The 15,521-nt window shown below is 65.3% G+C and carries 14 protein-coding genes and 1 tRNA gene; 9 read left to right on the top strand and 6 right to left on the bottom strand.

All coding sequences use genetic code 11. The features are described from left to right. Nucleotides 1–61 precede the first annotated feature (61 nt). The 4 genes from EJB06_RS26955 to EJB06_RS26940 all read left to right on the top strand — a co-directional run bounded on the left by EJB06_RS26955 (nucleotide 62) and on the right by EJB06_RS26940 (nucleotide 3,431). Nucleotides 62–1,741, top strand: a complete 1,680-nt coding sequence (locus EJB06_RS26955) for an isovaleryl-CoA dehydrogenase (protein WP_126077128.1) — start codon at nucleotides 62–64, stop codon at nucleotides 1,739–1,741. Between the two features lie 111 nt (nucleotides 1,742–1,852). Then, complete coding sequence (upp, locus tag EJB06_RS26950) at nucleotides 1,853–2,503, top strand: uracil phosphoribosyltransferase (protein ID WP_126077127.1); 651 nt, start codon at nucleotides 1,853–1,855, stop codon at nucleotides 2,501–2,503. A gap of 10 nt (nucleotides 2,504–2,513) precedes the next feature. Further along, nucleotides 2,514–2,885, top strand: coding sequence for an Hpt domain-containing protein (locus EJB06_RS26945; RefSeq protein WP_126077126.1), 372 nt, complete (start codon nucleotides 2,514–2,516; stop codon nucleotides 2,883–2,885). 342 nt (nucleotides 2,886–3,227) lie between these two features. Then, entirely contained in the window at nucleotides 3,228–3,431 is a 204-nt protein-coding gene (locus EJB06_RS26940) for a cold-shock protein (protein ID WP_010398811.1), read from the top strand. 88 nt (nucleotides 3,432–3,519) lie between these two features. On the opposite strand, the gene EJB06_RS26935 is transcribed toward EJB06_RS26940, so the two are convergent. Then, nucleotides 3,520–4,437 (bottom strand): LysR family transcriptional regulator, encoded by a 918-nt coding sequence (locus EJB06_RS26935; protein ID WP_126077125.1) that lies wholly within the window; start codon nucleotides 4,435–4,437, stop codon nucleotides 3,520–3,522. Between the two features lie 132 nt (nucleotides 4,438–4,569). Between EJB06_RS26935 and aceB the strand changes: the two genes are divergently transcribed. Next, entirely contained in the window at nucleotides 4,570–6,159 is a 1,590-nt protein-coding gene (gene aceB, locus EJB06_RS26930; protein WP_126077124.1) for a malate synthase A, read from the top strand. Nucleotides 6,160–6,270: 111 nt separating this feature from the next. Here the strand turns inward: aceB and EJB06_RS26925 are convergent, their stop codons facing one another. The 3 genes from EJB06_RS26925 to gloB form a co-directional block, all read right to left on the bottom strand. Then, nucleotides 6,271–10,707 (bottom strand): EAL domain-containing protein, encoded by a 4,437-nt coding sequence (locus tag EJB06_RS26925; protein ID WP_126077123.1) that lies wholly within the window; start codon nucleotides 10,705–10,707, stop codon nucleotides 6,271–6,273. A gap of 4 nt (nucleotides 10,708–10,711) precedes the next feature. Further along, nucleotides 10,712–11,830, bottom strand: a complete 1,119-nt coding sequence (locus EJB06_RS26920; protein ID WP_126077122.1) for an ABC transporter substrate binding protein — start codon at nucleotides 11,828–11,830, stop codon at nucleotides 10,712–10,714. A gap of 216 nt (nucleotides 11,831–12,046) precedes the next feature. Next, complete coding sequence (gloB, locus tag EJB06_RS26915) at nucleotides 12,047–12,847, bottom strand: hydroxyacylglutathione hydrolase (RefSeq protein WP_126077121.1); 801 nt, start codon at nucleotides 12,845–12,847, stop codon at nucleotides 12,047–12,049. A 27-nt stretch (nucleotides 12,848–12,874) separates the two neighbouring features. Here gloB and EJB06_RS26910 point away from each other — a divergent pair, with 27 nt between their 5' ends. From EJB06_RS26910 to EJB06_RS26895, 4 genes are all read left to right on the top strand, one after another. Further along, nucleotides 12,875–13,648 (top strand): class I SAM-dependent methyltransferase, encoded by a 774-nt coding sequence (locus EJB06_RS26910; RefSeq protein ID WP_126077120.1) that lies wholly within the window; start codon nucleotides 12,875–12,877, stop codon nucleotides 13,646–13,648. Nucleotides 13,649–13,665: 17 nt separating this feature from the next. Beyond that, nucleotides 13,666–14,103, top strand: a complete 438-nt coding sequence (gene rnhA, locus EJB06_RS26905) for a ribonuclease HI (RefSeq protein WP_126077119.1) — start codon at nucleotides 13,666–13,668, stop codon at nucleotides 14,101–14,103. Between the two features lie 56 nt (nucleotides 14,104–14,159). Further along, nucleotides 14,160–14,864: a DNA polymerase III subunit epsilon gene (dnaQ, locus tag EJB06_RS26900; RefSeq protein WP_126077118.1), complete on the top strand. Its 705-nt coding sequence runs from the start codon at nucleotides 14,160–14,162 to the stop codon at nucleotides 14,862–14,864. Between the two features lie 37 nt (nucleotides 14,865–14,901). Then, nucleotides 14,902–14,976 (top strand) — tRNA-Val (locus EJB06_RS26895). A gap of 122 nt (nucleotides 14,977–15,098) precedes the next feature. Here EJB06_RS26895 and EJB06_RS33150 read toward each other — a convergent pair. Further along, nucleotides 15,099–15,221 (bottom strand): RNaseH domain-containing protein, encoded by a 123-nt coding sequence (locus tag EJB06_RS33150; RefSeq protein WP_370660155.1) that lies wholly within the window; start codon nucleotides 15,219–15,221, stop codon nucleotides 15,099–15,101. 25 nt (nucleotides 15,222–15,246) lie between these two features. Beyond that, on the bottom strand, nucleotides 15,247–15,521 hold a 275-nt coding region (locus EJB06_RS32720), incomplete at its 5' end, for an RNAseH domain-containing protein (protein WP_229427310.1).

Here is a 15,521-nt window from a genome sequence, read left to right as displayed (position 1 = left end):
GACAAAGCGTGAATATGCTGCTTTTGCGCAATATTTTTCGGGAGTTGAGTCGATTCGCACCATGAACCCATTCGATACGCATACAATTTTCAATCAGGCAACTCCGTTCGCGGATGTCAACCTGTTCGCTGCCGATCCGGCCCTGCGCGAAGCGCTCGCGCGCGAAGGGGCGGGGTGGGCGCTCGAGGACTTGACGGCGTTGGGCGAGCGGCTCGGCCGGGCCGAGGTGCTCGACCTGGCGCGCCTGGCCAATCTACATCAACCGGTGCTGCATCATGTCGACCGCAGCGGACGGCGCATCGACGAGGTCGAATTCCATCCGTCCTGGCACCAGTTGATGGACCTGATGATCGGCGCCGGCGTGCACGCCTCGCCGTGGGACTCGGGCCAGGCCGGGGCGCAGGTGGCGCGCGCGGCCCAGTACCTGCTGTTCGGGCAGGTGGAAAACGGCGCCCAGTGCCCGGTTACGATGACCTACGCCTCGGTGCCGGCGCTGCGCCAGGCCGGCGCCATCGGCGCCAAATGGCTGCCCAAGATCCTCTCGCGCCGGTACGATCCGCGCTCGCTGCCGGTCGAACGGAAGACCGGTGCGCTGATCGGCATGGGCATGACCGAAAAGCAGGGCGGCACCGACGTGCGCGCCAATACCACGCGCGCCACCGAACTGCCCGCCGCCGAGGCCCGGGCGCGCTTCGGCGAGGAGGGCGCCGGCGCCTGGCGCATCGTCGGCCACAAATGGTTTTTTTCGGCCCCGCAGTCGGACGCGCACCTGATCCTGGCGCAGACCGGGGCCGAAGGAAGCGCGGGCCTGAGCTGCTTTTTCGTGCCGCGCTACCTGCCCGACGGCAGCCGCAACGCGATCCGCGTGCAGCGCCTGAAGGACAAGGTCGGCAACCGCTCGAACGCCTCTTCCGAAGTCGAGTTCTGCGACGCCGTCGGCTGGCTGGTGGGCAAAGTCGGGCGCGGCATTCCGACCATCCTGGAGATGGGCGGGCATACCCGCCTCGATTGCGTGCTCGGCAGCGCCGGCATCATGCGCGCCGCGCTCACGCACGCGCTGCACCACGCGCGCGAACGCGCCGCCTTCGGACGCCCGCTGGCCGAACAGCCGCTGATGCAGAACGTGCTGGCCGACCTGGCGCTGGAATCGGAAGCCGCCACCGCCTTTGCGCTGCGCCTGGCGCGCTGCTTCGACGAGGGCGCCGACCCGGCCCAGGCGCTGCTGGGGCGCATCCTCACGCCGGCCGGTAAATACTGGCTGTGCAAGCGCGGCCCGGCCTTCGGCGCCGAGGCCATGGAAGTCATGGGCGGCAACGGCTATGTGGAAGACGGCCCGCTGGCGCGCCTGTACCGCGAAGCGCCCGTCAATTCGATCTGGGAAGGTTCCGGCAACGTGATGTGCCTGGACCTGCTGCGCGCCTTCGGCAAGACCCCGGCCGCGCGCGAGGCGCTGGCGGGCGAGCTGGCGCTGGCCGGTGCCGCCGATCCGGCCTTTACCGCGTATGCCGGGCGCCTGCTGGCCGACCTCGAAGGCCAGCAGGGCGACGAGTACGGCGCGCGCCGCCTGGCCGAACGGATCGTGATCGCGGTGCAGGCGGCGCTGCTGCTGCGCCATGCGCCGCCGTTCGTCGGCGCCGCCTTCGTCGCCTCGCGCGTGGCGCGGGACGTGGGCGGGGCCTTCGGACGCCTGCCGGCGGGCGTCGACTGCGCGGCGATCCTGGCGCGCGCGCTGCCGGTCTGAGGGTCGCGTTCGGGGCGCTGCACGGCGAAATTGCCGCAAAATGCGGACAAGCGCTCGGTTTGCGGGATAATACGGCTACAAGCCACAACAACAACGACTGAATCGAACTCCATGAAACAAGATCCGCGCTTTCCCAACCTGTTCATCCTCAATCATCCGCTGATCCAGCACAAGCTGAGCCACATGCGCGAGCGCGACACCTCCACGCGCACCTTCCGCGAGCTGCTCAAGGAAATCACGCTGCTGATGGGTTACGAAATCACGCGCGACCTGCCGCTCACCACGCGCCAGATCGAAACCCCGCTGGTGACCATCGACGCGCCCGTCATCGCCGGCAAGAAGCTGGCGATCGTGCCGATCCTGCGCGCCGGCATCGGCATGAGCGACGGCCTGCTGGAACTGGTGCCGTCGGCGCGCGTGGGCCACGTGGGCGTGTTCCGCGACCCGGACACCCACAAGCCGGTCGAATACCTGGTGCGCCTGCCCGACACCACCGACCGCATCTTCATCCTGTGCGATCCGATGGTCGCCACCGGTAACTCGGCGGTGCACGCCATCGACGTGCTCAAGAAACGCGGCGTGACCGACGAACAGATCATCTTCCTGGCCCTGGTGGCCGCGCCCGAAGGCGTGCAGGTGGTGCAGGACGCGCATCCGAACGTCAAGGTGTATGTCGCCTCGCTCGACTCGCACCTGAACGAGCACGCCTACATCGTGCCGGGCCTGGGCGACGCCGGCGACCGCATCTTCGGCACCAAGTAAGCGGCACGCGATGGCCACGCTGATCGACCAGGAATTTTTTGCGCGCCTGCACGCGCTCAACGAGAAGTTCGCCGCCAGCGTGCCGGCCACCCTGGCGCGCCTGGAAGAACTGCGCGCGCAGTTCGACCCGGCCAGCGCCGACGCGGCCCTGGTCAAGGAGCTGCACCAGAGCCTGCACACCATCGCCGGCTCGGCCGCCACCTTCGGCTTCCGGGTCTTCGGGGCGCAGGCGCGCCAGCTCGAGCAGCGCCTGCGCGTGCTGATGGCGTTCGAGCTGATCGCGCCGAAAGACTGGAACGACTGGCTGCATGCGCTCGACGAGTACATCGCGTGGTCGCGCCTGGACCCGAAGGCGGCGAGCTATCCCGGCCAGGCCGACTGAATCCTCCGGAAAACCACAACCCACGTAGTTTTTTGCCAATTGTGCGCGCATGCAAGGTCAAGTGGGCGTATCGTTTGATCTAGCGCAAACTTCGGCGGTCCTGATGTTCTATATTTGTCGGACTGCCGATGCAAAACCGGTGCTGCAAAAATTGAAATTCTGAATTTCTACAGCTTGCGGGAAGTTTATTTTGCAGAGAACGTGTTTTTTGTGTTTTATTCGGTATAATGCGGGATCGTTGTGATTCGAGGTAGTAGTGCAGTCTGTCTGTCATTTCTTTCTTGCTTCTTCAAACGATCTAAAACGGGCGCAAGCCCAACTTAACTGAAATAGGAAATTGTAATGGCAACTGGCATCGTAAAATGGTTCAATGATTCGAAGGGTTTTGGCTTTATCACCCCTGACGAAGGCGGCGAAGATCTGTTCGCTCACTTCTCGGCGATCCAGTCGAACGGCTTCAAATCTTTGCAAGAGAACCAGCGCGTCTCTTTCGAAGTCACCGCTGGCCCTAAAGGCAAGCAAGCTTCGAACATTCAGCCAATCTAATCGCTGAGTCAACGACAAAAAATCCTCGGTTTCCGGGGATTTTTTTTGTCCGCGTTTTCGTCGGCCCGCCTCGCGCGGGCCGATGGCGTTATGGGGCGCCGGCCCGGGCGCGCCAGTAATCCGGCCGGGCGTAGGTGCGCCGCAGGAAGTCGACGAAGGCGCGGATGCGCAGCGGCAGGTGGCGGCGCTGCGCGAACACCGCGTGGATATCGTTGCCGGGCGCGGCGAAGCGGTCGAGCACCGTGCACAGCGTCCCCGCTTCGATCTCGCTGCCCACTTCCCACATCGAACGCCACGCCAGGCCCTTGCCGGCCAGCGCCCAGTCGTGCAGCACTTCGCCGTCGTTGCAGACCATATTGCCCGCCACCTTGAGCGTGAGCAGCTTGCCGTTGTCGCGGAAGGTCCAGCCGCGCTGGCTGCCTTCGCTGCTGATGGCCAGGCAGTTGTGGCGCGCCAGGTCGGCCAGGGTCTCGGGAACGCCGTGCCGTTTCAGGTAGGCGGGCGAGGCCACCAGCACGCGCTGGTTGTCGGCCAGCTTGACGCCGACCAGGCTCGAATCGGACAGGCTGGCGATGCGGATCGCCACGTCCACCCCTTCGCCGACGACGTCGACCACGCGGTCGTTCAGGTTCAGGTTGAGCGTGACGTCCTGGTGTTCGGCCAGGAAGGAGGGCAGCAGCGGCGCCACGTGCTGGCGCCCGAAACCGGCCGGCGCCGACACCAGCAGGTGGCCGCTGGCGCGCGCGCTGCGTTCGGCCACCGCCGATTCGGCCTCTTCGAGTTCGCCGAGGATGCGCTGGCAGTCTTCCAGGAAGGCCGCGCCTTCGTCGGTCAATGCCAGTTTGCGCGTGGTGCGCTGCAGGAGCTTGACCCCGAGGCGCGCTTCGAGCGCGTCGAGCCGGCGCCCGATCATGGCCGGCGCGATGCCTTCGGCGCGCGCCGCCGCCGACAGGCTGCCGCGCGCGACGACCTCGACAAAGGTGGATATCTGACGGAACTGCCCCACGTGCCACTCCTTTATCTATGACAAAAACGCACAGATGAATGTATTTTTTGTCTCGTTTAGCTACCAGTCAGTGAATATACTAGATGACAGACGAATCGCCAATTTTGCAGTTTTACCTCTACAGGAGCACGCATGACACTGACACTTCCCGCCGGCATGGAAATTACCGCCGAGATCAAGCCCGGTTACGAACAGATCCTCACGTCCGAAGCGCTGGCGCTGGTGGCGCGCCTGACGCGCGCGTTCGAGCCGCGCCGCCAGGAACTGCTGGCGGCGCGGGTGGAGCGCGCCAGGCGCCTCGACGCCGGCGAGCGTCCCGACTTTTTGCCGGAAACGGCGCAGATTCGCGCCGGCGACTGGAAAATCGCCCCGATTCCGCCGGCGCTGGCATGCCGCCGCGTCGAAATCACCGGCCCGGTCGAGCGCAAGATGGTCATCAACGCCTTCAATTCGGGCGCCGACAGCTACATGACCGACTTCGAAGACTCCAACACGCCGAACTGGGACAACCAGATCACGGGCCAGATCAATATGCGCGACGCCGTGCGCCGCACCATCTCGCTCGAACAGAACGGCAAGGTGTACAAGCTCAATGAGAAGATCGCGACCCTGGTGGTGCGTCCGCGCGGCTGGCACCTCGACGAAAAGCACGTGCTGGTCGACGGCAAGCGCGTCTCGGGCGGGATTTTCGACTTCGCCCTGTTCATGATCCACAACGCCAAGGAGCAGCTGGCGCGCGGCGCCGGTCCGTATTTCTACCTGCCGAAGATGGAATCGCACCTCGAAGCGCGCCTGTGGAACGATATTTTCGTGATGACGCAGCAGGAACTGGGCCTGGCGCAGGGGACCATCAAGGCAACCGTGCTGATCGAAACCATCCTGGCCGCGTTCGAGATGGATGAAATCCTGTACGAACTGCGCGAGCACAGCGCCGGCCTGAATGCGGGACGCTGGGACTACATCTTCTCGTGCATCAAGAAGTTCAAGCTCGACAAGGACTTCTGCCTGGCCGACCGCCCGAAAGTGACGATGACGTCGCCGTTCATGCGCGCCTACGCCTTGCTGCTGCTCAAGACCTGCCACAAGCGCGGCGCACCGGCCATCGGCGGCATGGCGGCGCTGATCCCGATCAAGAACGATCGCGAGAAGAACGAGATCGCCATGGGCGGCGTGCGCAACGACAAGGCGCGCGACGCGAGCGACGGCTACGACGGCGGCTGGGTCGCGCATCCGGGCCTGGTGGAGCTGGCGATGGGCGAATTCAAGAAGGTCCTGGGCGACAAGCCGAACCAGATCGACAAGCAGCGTCCCGATATCGACGTGACGGCGGCCGAGCTGCTCGACTTCAAGCCGGAAGCGCCGATCACCGAAGCGGGCCTGCGCTACAACATCAACGTGGGGATTCATTACCTGGGCAGCTGGCTGGCGGGCAATGGCTGCGTGCCGATCCACAACCTGATGGAAGACGCGGCCACGGCGGAGATCAGCCGTTCGCAGGTATGGCAGTGGATTCGCTCGACCAAGGGTGTGCTCGACGATGGCCGCAAGGTCACGGCCGAGATGGTGAAGGCCATGATTCCGGAAGAACTGGCCAAGGTGAAGGAAGTCGCGCCGAACGGCGATAACCCGACCTATGCGCGCGCGGCGGTGATTTTCGAAGAGATGTCGACCTCGGAATCGTTTGCGGAGTTTCTGACCTTGCCGCTGTACGAAGAGATTTGAGTAGTTAGTCCCACCGACACGTCGTTCCCGCGCCAAGGCGGCCGCCAAGGCCGGGAACGACGGCGATGAGTGTGGCGGTCGGCGCCATGCGTCGAGGCGGCGGGAAAGCGATCAAACCCGCAGCGCCATCGCTTCACGCTTGATGATCAACTCCGCAAACTGCTCCGCCGGCATGGCCGGCGCCAGGTACCACCCCTGCAGCAGGTCGCAACGCTGCGCGCGCAGGTAATCGAGCTGCGCCTCGGTTTCCACGCCTTCCGCCACCACCTCCAGCCTTAAACTGTGCGCCAGTGCGATGATGCCGGCGATGATGGCCGCGTCGTCGGCGTCGTGCGGCACGTCGGCCACGAACGAGCGGTCGATCTTGATGATGTCGACCGGGAAGCGCTTCAGGTACGACAGCGACGAATAGCCGGTGCCGAAATCGTCGATCGACAGGCGCACGCCCAGCCCGCGCAGGCGGTGCAGGGCCTTGAGCGTATCCTGGGCGTGCTCCATCAGGGTGCTCTCGGTGATTTCCAGCTCCAGCAGTGCGGGCGGCAGGCTTGAGGCCACCAGCACCGCTTCGACCGTATCGGCAAAATTCTTTTGCAGCAGCTGGCGCACCGACAGGTTGACCGCCACCCGCATCGGCGGCAAGCCCTGGTCGATCCAGGCCTTGAGCTGCGCGCACGCGGTGCGCAGCACGAATTCGCCGAGCGGATTGATCAAACCGGTTTCCTCGGCCAGCGGAATGAATTCCACCGGCGGCACCATGCCGCGGGTCGGATGCTTCCAGCGCACCAGCGCTTCCATGCCGATGATGCGCTGGTTGTCCAGGCGCGCCTGCGGCTGGTAAAACACTTCGAGTTCGCCGCGCTCGAGCGCGCGCCGCAAATCGCTTTCGAGCCGCACATGCTCCGAGATCGCCTGTTCCATCGAGGCCTCGTAGAACTGGAAGCCGGTATTGGTCTTCTTGGCGCGGTACATGGCGCTGTCGGCGCGCTTGACCAGGGTCGGCACATCGAGCCCGTCGAACGGATACATGGCGATGCCGACGCTGCCGGTGACAAAAATATCGTGGCCGTCGATCTGGAACGGCGCCGCCAGCACGCGGCAGATGGTCTGCGCGGCGGCCGCCGCCGGCGCCGGGCCGTCGACGTCGCCCAGCACCACCGTGAATTCGTCGCCGCCCAGGCGCGCCACCATGTCGATGCTGCGCACCGCGCGCCGGATGCGCTGCGCCACCGCCACCAGCAGGCGGTCGCCCACGTCGTGCCCGAGGTTGTCGTTGACGTACTTGAAGCGGTCCAGGTCGAGGAACAGCACCGCCAGCTGGGACTTGCCCACGCGCGCGTGGTCGACCGCCTGCCCGAGCAGGTCGAAGAACAGGGTGCGGTTCGGCAGTCCCGTCAACAGGTCGTTGAAGGCCAGGTGGCGGATGCGCTTTTCGGCGCGGTTGGCCTCGATGATGCGGCGCACCCGCTGCGACAGCACCGCGTAGTGGATCGGCTTGGGAATATAGTCGCTGGCGCCGGCCGCGAAGGCCCGCTCGACCGAGGAATTGTCTTCCAGCGCGGTGATCATCAGCACCGGAATGCCGCTGCCGCCGGGCAGCTCCTGCATGCGCGCGCAGGCGGTAAAGCCGTCCATCACCGGCATGACCGCGTCCATCAGCACCACGTCGGGCTGGAAGCGCTTGAGCATCATCAGGGCCTGGGCGCCGTCGGCCGCTTCTTCGACCTTGAAGCCGTCGCGCTGCAAAGTGTAGCGCAAGGTGCTGCGCGTGCTGCGGTCGTCGTCGACGATCAGCACCTGCGGCACGTCGTCGGCGCCGCCCTGGCCGGCGCTGTCGCCGCCGGTCACTTCGGTGGCCAGCGCACTGGCCACCGCATTGTAGGCCACGCGCAGGCGCGCCAGCAGCGGCACGATCAGTTCCGGACGGCCGGCGATGGCATGGTCTTCGGCTTCCTTGGCCAGCTGCGCCAGGTGGGTCGCCCCCAGGTTGCCGGACGAGCCCTTGATGGCGTGCGCCTTGGCGCGCGCGCTTTCGCCGTCGCCGCCGTGGGCCGCCGTTTCCAGGTCGAGCAGGTATTGCGGCGTGTCTTCGAGGAAGGGGCTGATCGCCTGGGCCAGCGAGGAGCCCATGATTTCGCGCAGCTTGACGAACATGGCCTGGTCGATCGGGCTGTCGCTGTTGCCGGCGGCATGCTCGCCCGGCGCCTGCGCGCTGCGCTGCTCTTCGCCGCGCGGCAGCCAGCGGTCGAGCTTCTGGCGCAGTTCGAACAGGGTGATCGGCTTGGCCAGATAGTCGTCCATCCCGGCGGCCAGGCATTTTTCGGCGTCGCCGCGCTGGGTGTTGGCGGTCATCGCCACCAGCGGCGTGCGCCGGCCGGTCCCCTGTTCGAAGGCGCGGATATGCGCGGTCGCTTCGTAGCCGTCCATCTCGGGCATGCTGCAATCCATCAGGATCAGGTCGAAGCTGCTGGTGCGCGCCGCTTCCAGCGCTTCGCGTCCGTTGGCGGCGAACTCGCAGGCGCAGCCGTTCATGGCCAGCATGCCGGCGGCGACCATCTGGTTGGTGCGGTTGTCTTCGGCCACCAGGATGCGGAACGAGGTGCGCGGCGGCGCGGCCAGGGCGCTGGCGATCGCCGGCGCGGGCGCCCTGGCGCCGGCCAGCACGTCCTTGAGCGCCTGCAGCAGGCGTTCTTCGCGCAGCGGCTTGCCGAGCGAGGGATGGCCGTCGACCAGGGTGCCGCCCGAGGGCGTGCCGAAGCGGTCGAGGATCAGCATCAGGGTGCCGGGCCACTCGGCGGCGATGCGGCCGGCCAGGTCGTTGCCGTCGTCGTCGAGGGCGCCGATGTCGAGCATGACGATGCCGTACGGGCGTGCCTCGCCGGCGCCGACCTTGAGCTGCAGCAGCGCTTCGCCGCCCCAGCGCGTGGCGTGGCAGTCGATGCCGTGGCGGTCCATGGTGCGGGCCACGAAACTGCGCACGATCTGGCTGTCGTCGACGACGATGGCGCGCAGGCCGGCCAGCTCGGGATGGGCCGCTTCCGGCACTTCCTGCAGGGCGCTCTTGCAGACGATGTCGAAGGTGAAGGCGGTGCCTTCGCCGAGCGCGCTGTCGACCGTGATGGCGCCGCCCATCAGTTCGACCAGCTGCTTGCAGATCGCCAGCCCCAGGCCGGTGCCGCCGTATTTGCGCGTGGTCGACGGGTCGGCCTGGGCGAAGGACTGGAACAGGTGCTGCTGCTGGTCGGCGCTCATGCCGATGCCGCTGTCGCGCACTTCGAAGCGCAGGCCGCGCTGCGGACCGTCGAGCGGGCCGTCGGCCAGCGCGATCGAGACCGCCACTTCGCCATGCTCGGTGAACTTGACGGCGTTGCCGAGCAGGTTGATGAGCACCTGGCGCAGGCGCAGCGAGTCGCCGTTGACCCAGCGCGGCACGTCCGGCGCCAGCAGGTAGCCCAGTTCGACGTCGCGCACCTGCGCCTGTTTGGCCACCAGTTCGATGACTTCTTCCAGCAGCGTGGGCAGGTCGAAGTCGACTTCTTCCAGCGACAGCTTGCCCGCCTCCATCTTGGAGAAGTCGAGGATATTGTTAATCAGGTCGATCAGGGTGCGCGAGGAATTCCAGGCCACGTCCACGCATTCGGCCTGGCGCTTGTTCAGGCTCATCTCCTTGAGCATGTCGAGCATGCCGACCACGCCGTTGAGCGGGGTGCGCACTTCGTGGCTGACGGTGGCGGCAAACTGCGCCTTGACCAGCGCCATGCTCACCGCCGCGTCGCGCGAGTCCTTCAGTTCCGCTTCGCGCTGTTCGAGCACGTTCATCATCTTGTTGAAGGCGAGCGCCATGTCGATCAGGTCGCGCGGGCCGGCCGGCTCGGCGCGCATGCCCGATTCGCCCCCCTCGGCGCGCCGCATCAGGCGCGACAGGGCGTTGAGCGGGTTGATCATGTGGCGCGTGATCAGGCGCACCACCGCCAGCAAAATGGCGGCGAACGACAGCGTGACGACCAGGTTCCCGACCAGCAGCGAGAGCGTCAGGCGGTTCAGGGTGTCCTTGGCGATGGCCACGTGCACGTGGCCGAGCAGTTGCCTGGGCGGCTCCTGCAGGTCGAACGGCGAGGCGATGCCCTGGCCGCCGAACACCGGCGCGCTGAAACGCCAGGCTTGCCTGGTTTCGCCGGCGAGGCGGGCTTGCGGCCCGGCCGGGACGGGCTTGACGTCGGCGGCGGGCATGGCCCCGGCCTGGGTCCTGGAAAGGATGACGGTGCCGCGCGTGTCGCTGATCTGCACGCTCAGCACATCCGGGAAGGCGAGGGTGGTGGCGACGACGTCCTGGGCGTTTTCCGGCGAGTGATACAGCAGCGCCAGGGTGCTCTGGCGCGCCAGGTTTTCCGCGATGCGTTCGCCCTGTTCCAGGAAGTAGTCGCGCATGCGGGTGCGCGCTTCCCAGGAATTCATCAGCGACGAAAACAGCGCCAGGCCGAGAATGGCGGCCGAGACGAGGACGGTCAGCTGGCGGCGGAACCCGGTGCGGCGAAGGAAATCGTGAAACATTGACTCAGGGCTCCGGATAGATAAGGTCGAAAGTGCGCTGCTGCTGGTGGCCGATGGTCAGGCCCATGTGGCTGGCGGTACGCAGGTTGATGGCGGTGTACAGTTCGCGCAGCGGCTGCACGCCTTTTTTAAGTTCGCCCGCGATCGCGCCCTCGGCGGAACTGGCCAGCGAGCGGCCCAGTTCCACATTGTTGGGACTCATGGCGAACAGCGCGCCTTTTTTCACATGCAGCACATTGCTGGAAAAGATAGGCACGCCGCTGTTCCAGGCTTGCTTGAGGATCAGGGGCAGCAGGGTGCCTTCTTCGACGGTGGTGGTGTCGTGCGGCAGCCAGACGGCGTCGCGCCGGCTGTCGGCGGCCGCGAATTGCGCGGTGTAGACCTGGGCCGCCTGGGCCAGGTCGCGCGCTTCGTGGGAGACCAGTTCCAGCCCCTGTTCGCGGGCGGCCTCGCGTGCGATGCGCAGCAGCCATTCGGTTTTTCTGGGATCGTAGACCACCAGCACGCGCCGGATCTCGGGCAGCAAGGTGCGCAAGCGGGTAAACAGCAGGGCCGGATCGGGCGTGAGGCTGATGCCGTTCAGGTTGACGATTTCGGCGTCCGACAGCAGCAGGGCGCCGCCCACCAGCACCACGATGTCGCGGTCCAGCGCGGCGGCCACGTTCAGGCCCTGGCGCCCGAGCGCGATGACGACCCGGGTGCCGCTGCGCTTGAGCTGCGCATTCAGGTCGGCGGCATCGATACGGGCGTCGACCGCATAGCTGCGCACGCGCAGGCGGGTGCGTTCTTCGATCCCCTGGATCATGCCGATGAAGGCGCCGCGGAACGGTTCCGACACGTTCGGGTACAGCACCGCGATGGCGCCCTTGCCGGCCGAGGCTTGCAGCTCGGGGCGGCGCAGCTGGTCTTCCAGCTGCGAGAGCGTGATCGGCGTCATGTCGTATTGACCGCCGCTGTCGTAGCGCTCGAACAGGCCGGCAGTGGCGGGCGCCGCATCGGCGCCATGGCCTAGCGCGCGCGGCGCCGCTGCCGCCAGCAGCAGTAAAGACAGCAGTAAAGACAGCGGCCACCAAAGCCCGCGCGCGCGCAGCCGGCGCCAGGCGGTCGAAAAGAGAGTAGTCATTGCGTACAGCGGGGACGCGTGGTCCGGTTAATTTGTAAGCAGCCACGCACGTGGGCAGACACCAGCATGCAGTATACGTTACCGAAGTAGCTCGAAAGAAAGAATTTTGCGGATTCGACAAAAATTCCCCTTCCCGCTCCGGCGCATCGATAGCGGTACGGTCGGCGCCGGGGCGCCGTCGCGTCATGCGCTGTGTCGCACCGTTGCCTGGCGAGGCTAGAAGGTGTTTTTCCAGCTGCGCAGGGCGGCGAAGGCGGCGCCGGGCGCGGCCTGCGGGTCGAGTTTGCCGAGCGCGACCAGGTTGGCGACGATGGCTGGCTGCTCGTCGCGCAGGAACGGATTGGTGGCTTTTTCAAGGCCGATGGTCGAGGGGATGGTGGGGATGCCGCGTTCGCGCTTGGCACGTTCGACCTCGATGCGCTCGGCGATCAGCGCGTTGCCCGGTTCGGCGGCGGCCGCGAAGCGCAGGTTCGACAAGGTATATTCGTGCGCGCAGTACACGGCGGTGTCGCCTGGCATGGCCAGGAAGCGGGCGAGCGAGGCGCGCATTTGCGCCGGCGTGCCTTCGAACAGGCGCCCGCAGCCGCCGGCGAACAGGGTGTCCCCGCAGAACAGCCAGTGTTCGGCCGACTGTTCGCGCACGAAGGCAATATGGCCGAGCGTATGGCCGGGGACTGCCAGCACGCGCAGGGCCAGCGCCAGGCCGGGCACCTCGACCAGGTCGCCGTCGCCGAGCGGCACGTTCACCGTGGCGATGGCCTCGGCGCGCGGTCCGTACACCGGTACCGGAGCGTGCCCGAGCAGGTCCGGTACGCCGCCAATGTGGTCAGCATGGTGATGGGTGAGTAAAATGGCGGTGAGCGTGAGATGATGCGCGTCCAGGGCCGCGATGACGGGCCCGGCGTCGCCGGGGTCGACCACGGCGGCGTGCACGCCATCATGGATTAGCCACAGGTAATTGTCCTTGAACGCGGGGACGGCGAGGACGCTCAAGGGGCGCTGCGTCGGATACGTCATAGTGAAGGTGTCGGCAAAGGAATAGGCATGGATAGCGCGGCATCGGAAAAGTCCATTATAGCGCTCGACGGCTGGTTGCAGACGCCGGCCGGCGCTTACGTGCGCGCGTGGGAGCAGGCTTGCCTGGACGAGCTGACGGCCGATATTTTCGGCTATAACGCGGTGCAGATCGGCTTGCCGCAGATCGATGCGCTGGCCGCCAACCGCATGCCCAACAAGTGGCAGGCGGCAACGCGCACGTCCTCGCGCGAGCAGGTCGCGCTCGGTTCGGGCAAGCGCCAGATTGCCGTGGCGCTCGACTTTGCCGAACTGCCCTTCGCTTCGCAAAGCCTGGACCTGGTGGTGATGCCGCACGTGCTGGAGTTCGCCGCCGAGCCGCACCAGGTGCTGCGCGAGGTCGAACGGGTCCTTATTCCCGAGGGCCAGTTGATCATCTGCGGCTTCAATCCGGCCAGCCTGTGGGGCATGCGGCAGGGCTTGCGGCGGGTGACGCGCTCGTCCTACCTGCCGGTGGCGGGGGAATTCATTTCTATGCCGCGTATGAAAGACTGGTTAAAATTGCTGAACCTGGGCGTGAGCCGCAGCCATTTCGGCTGCTATGCGCCGCCCTGCCGCACCGCGCAGTGGCTGGAGCGCTACGCCTTCATGGAGCCGGCCGGCCAGCGCTGGTGGCCGTATCTGGGCGCGGTCTACATGGTGCACGCGATCAAGCGCGTCAAGGGCATGACCATGATCGGTCCTGCCTGGAACAAGAAATCGGCGACGGCGCCGCAAGCGGTGCCCGCCACCAACCGGAAGTAAAGACAGAGAAAGTCAGGATGAGCAAAGTAGAGATTTTTACCGACGGTGCGTGCAAGGGCAATCCGGGCACCGGCGGCTGGGGCGCCTTGCTGGTGGCCGACGGTCACGAGAAGGAAATCTGTGGCGGCGAATTGAATACGACGAATAACCGCATGGAGCTGCGCGCCGTGATCGAGGCGCTCAGCATTCTCAACCGGCCGTGCGAAGTGGTGCTGCATACCGACAGCCAGTATGTGCAGAAGGGTATTTCGGAATGGATCCACGGCTGGAAGGCGCGCGGCTGGAAAACCGCGTCCAAGGAGCCGGTCAAGAATGAAGACCTGTGGAAGGCGCTCGACCTGGCCCAGGCGCAGCATGCGGTGGAATGGAAATGGGTGCGCGGACACAACGGGCATCCGGGCAACGAGCGCGCCGACGTGCTGGCCAACCGGGGCGTGGAAACCGTCCGCCGCTAAGCTGCGCCGCGCTTTGGTATACTGCGCGCCTTGTTTCACTCTTCACCCGGACTGCCATGCGTCAAATTGTTCTCGATACCGAAACCACCGGCCTGAATCCGCGCACGGGCGACCGCGTCATCGAGGTCGGCTGCGTCGAACTGGTCAACCGTATGCTGACGGGGAATAACTTCCACCGTTACATCAACCCAGAACGCGATTCGGAAGAGGGCGCGCTGGCGGTCCACGGCCTGACCACGGAATTTTTGCGCGACAAGCCCAAGTTCGCCGAGATCGCCCAGGAATTGCGCGAGTATATCCAGGGCGCCGAAGTCATCATCCACAATGCGCCGTTCGACCTGGGCTTCCTGAATAACGAATTCAAGCTGCTCGGACTGCCGTCGTTTACCGAGCACTGCAGCGGGGTGATCGATACCCTGGTTAACGCCAAGGAAATGCACCCCGGCAAGCGCAACTCGCTCGATGCGCTGTGCGACCGCTATGGCGTCTCGAACGCGCACCGCAAGCTGCACGGCGCGCTGCTCGATGCCGAGTTGCTGGCCGATGTCTACCTGTCGATGACGCGCGGGCAGAACAGCCTGTCCATGGATGTCGAGGAAGAAGCCGGGGGCGGTGGCGGCCTGCTGGAGGCGGTGGCGCTGGCCGACGTGATCGTGCTGGCCGCCAGCGCGGACGAGCTGGCCGAGCACGAAAGCGTGCTGGGCGGGCTGGACAAGGCGGTCAAGGGCAACTGTATTTGGAGAAATTACGCAGAAGCGTGACCTTTTGCGAAAGCTGTGTCATAATACGCCCCGCTTCGGGAGGTTAGCTCAGGGGTAGAGCACTGCATTCACACTGCAGGGGTCGCAAGTTCGAAACTTGCACTTCCCACCAAAATTCTGCTTGAAATCAAGGGCTTGCAACTTATGTTGCCGGCCCTTTTTCATAAGTGCTCAAAAAGTACTCAAAACTGGTTTTCTTCTACGAGAAATGTCCCGCCGACTCACTATCCGGCGTCACGCGTACGCCCGGCGCTGCATGGCGATCGCAGGGTGATCTTTCGCAACCTGCATTGCAAGATGAAGTGGTCCAGGTAGACGTATCTCTCCGTCCCACGATGGCGCTTTCGTACAAAGCAGGGCAGTTTACTCGGCAATTTCCTCCTCAGTGCTGAAGTTTGATTCCACTGTAGATGCGCTTTAGATTGCTATGGAGGTACACAATCAAGGGCCCGTCCAGGACGTCGGTGGGGTGGGCAAGTGCACGTTGAATAAACTCGCTTGTCTTCACCGGCGTCAACAAGTCGGGTTGAGCGTAAGTGGCGCATATGCCCGAGTGGTACGGAACCCATGTGCCGCGTACGGCACTATTGCCTATAGCAAATATTTTTGGTGTATTTGTCAGCGGCGATTTAAAACTGATACAGTTTTCGTAGTGCC

The organism is Massilia atriviolacea (assembly GCF_003953935.1).
GTDB classification, from domain to species: Bacteria; Pseudomonadota; Gammaproteobacteria; order Burkholderiales; family Burkholderiaceae_D; genus Telluria_A; species Telluria_A atriviolacea.
Note: the sequence above shows the minus strand (reverse complement) of the source record. Positions and strands in the feature narration are given on the sequence as shown.